Origin of the sequence: Bartonella sp. AP21QHHD (assembly GCF_042196205.1) — a bacterium.
Classification (GTDB): Bacteria; Pseudomonadota; Alphaproteobacteria; order Rhizobiales; family Rhizobiaceae; genus Bartonella.
Map to the genome: position 1 here is coordinate 1 of NZ_JBHIPT010000008.1, position 2,531 is coordinate 2,531.

The following is a 2,531-nucleotide window of genomic DNA, read 5'->3' on the forward strand; positions in this document are numbered from 1 at the left end:
CGTTTAGGTTGGAAACGTGCACTGAACAAACAAGGTTATGGCATAGATATGCTTTATTATAGGAAGGAATTGTGACATGGGGAGCAGTAGACCAGCAACGACAGAACAGAAGCAGGTGCAGACAAGTGCCCCTCCTGCTTGGATGCAGAATGTCTTTAAGCGAGGTGGTGCGGATGCGTATAATCTGTATGATACAGGGGCGGGTGGGAATGTTTATGGCGGTCCTCGTGTAGCGCCGTTAAGTGATCAAACGCGCTATGGAATTGGTGGTCTTGGAAGTATTCCACAGCATTATCAAAATCGCTCTTTGATGAATACGATTTACAATCCAACGTTGACAGCAAGCAATCTTGGAAGAGTGGCTTCTGGTGATATGGTTGGACAGAATCCGTCTTTTAATGCCGCCCTTCAAAATAGCTTAGACCGTGTAAGAGATACGATTAACAGCTCTTTTGCAGGTGCGGGTCGTTATGGGTCCGGTGCACATGCAGGTGTATTAGCAAATGAACTTGGTGCTTTGTCCACAAGTGCTACAGCAGACCAGTATAATCGTGATGCGGATCGCATGATGCAAGCCAATGCCATGATAGACCAAGCCAATCAAAATCAATTGGGCGCCTCAAATAACTTCTTACAGGGTTATGGGAATGCCTATTCCAATGCCATACAAGGGGGAGGTNGACGAATAATGTGTCAGAATCTAAGATGCATGGTAACGACCCTTGGCAGAATGCTATGATGGTGCTTTTTGGATTAAAGAAGGCTGCGGAAAAGGCAGCAAATGCTGCCGTTTAGTTTGAATAATCTTAGAAAAAATAAATAGTTAAAGGGAAAGTAATGGTTTTTATAGATTTTGACCCGAGAGATAGACGTTTCATATCCAAACTAGAAAAAGATCTACACGAACGCAGACTAGAAAAAGATCTACTACAATCAATAGCGAATCAACGAAAGGACAAACATAAATTACCAGTTTTTCTTAATGCGATTTCTATGAATGATCCATATAAGATAGGCTCTTTTTCTCCTTCTCCAATAGGTTCTATTCGTCCTTCTGAGATAGATAATGAGGGGAATAAACCCTCTCCGATTCCACAATCAGAAACTCCTCCTCAGTTAGAGACTTCTCCACCTATTTCAACAAAACCAGTTCCATTGCAAGAACAGCCTCCTGAACCAAATCTTAGTTTTTGGGATAAATTTTCTCGTTTTTCACAGTCTGATGTTAGTAAAAATATTGATGATTTTCTTATGGGGGCGATAACAGCAAGTCCAAATTCATCTGGATGGCAACTTTTTGCCAAGGGGCTGAAGAACTTGCATGAAGGAGATAAACAAAGAGGGCAGGTTAACCAGACTGTCGAGTATCTAAAATCCAAAGGCTATAGTGAAGAAGAAGCTGCTATTATGGCACGTAATCCGCAAATGCTTAGTGCGATGCTAACAGGTGGTGATACTCCTAAGTTACCTCTGGGGCATCAATGGTATATCAATCCGGAGACAGGTGAACGTGAAGCGAGACCGATTAAAGGATCTCTACTGGAATTGGAGTATAATCAGAAAAAACGAGACATAGAAGAGTGGGAAATAGGTAAGAGAAACACTGCTGCTGTAGTAGCAAAAGAAATTAATCATATTGTGGATACAGTTAACAATGCTCTTCAAATTATAGAGAAGAATCCCAAAAAGGCTGCTGGTAAGGTCGGTGCTTTTGCTCAGATTTTCCCCGATACTGCTGCAAAAACATTAAAAAATAAATTAAAAACGCTTGAAGGTGGTGTCTTTGTTCGAGTGATTGAAGCAATCAAAAAGCAAAGTGACGGCGGGAAATTAGGCGTTGGACCGTTATCTAATGAAGAAAGCAGGCGCATAGTAGCATCTTATGGTACTATGGACATTAGCGATAAACCAGAAGAACTATATAAAACGCTCTTAAAAATCAAAGATATGTTTGATCTTTTTAAAAAACTGAATGATGAGGAAATTTATAGGTTGTCAAATGGAATGGAAGTAAGACCGCGTCTAAAGTATTCTGCTCAATATGCTAATCAGTCGATGTCGCAAGGAGGTAGTGAAAATATACCTCGGATGAGTATGCAAGAAGCTGCTAAAAGAAATGATATTACTGAATTTATAGATATTGAGACTGGTGAGCATATGAGGAAGGTAAAATTGTAATGAATACGTCTCGATCTAGATATGTAACATTAGAGGATGGAACACGTTATCGTTTTGATGTTATTGATAATAATTCTCAAAATAATGCGTCTCGATCTAGATATGTGACCTTAGAAGATGGAACACGCTATCGCTTTGATGTTCTCAATGATGCCTCCAACTTTGAAGAAACAACTTCACCCCAACATCCCGAAATCACGCAAAGTGAAGCTTTTTGGAACTCTTTAAAGCATGGTTTGAGTTTTAATTTAGATGATGAGATTGCGGGGATTACAGCGGCAGGACGTGATTCTGATGATGAGTTGGCAATAATTGCTTTTGCGAAGGGGCTTTACAACTATTGGACTGGAGAT

The 2,531-nt window shown here is 40.3% G+C and carries 2 protein-coding genes; both read left to right on the forward strand.

Annotated elements, in window-relative coordinates:
• Positions 1 to 837: 837 nt before the first annotated feature.
• Positions 838 to 2,178 (forward strand): hypothetical protein, encoded by a 1,341-nt coding sequence (locus tag ACFIMC_RS00135; RefSeq protein WP_375685609.1) that lies wholly within the window; start codon positions 838 to 840, stop codon positions 2,176 to 2,178.
• A partial coding sequence (locus ACFIMC_RS00140; protein ID WP_375685611.1) for a hypothetical protein occupies positions 2,178 to 2,531 on the forward strand: 354 nt, incomplete at its 3' end. The genes ACFIMC_RS00135 and ACFIMC_RS00140, both read left to right, overlap by 1 nt.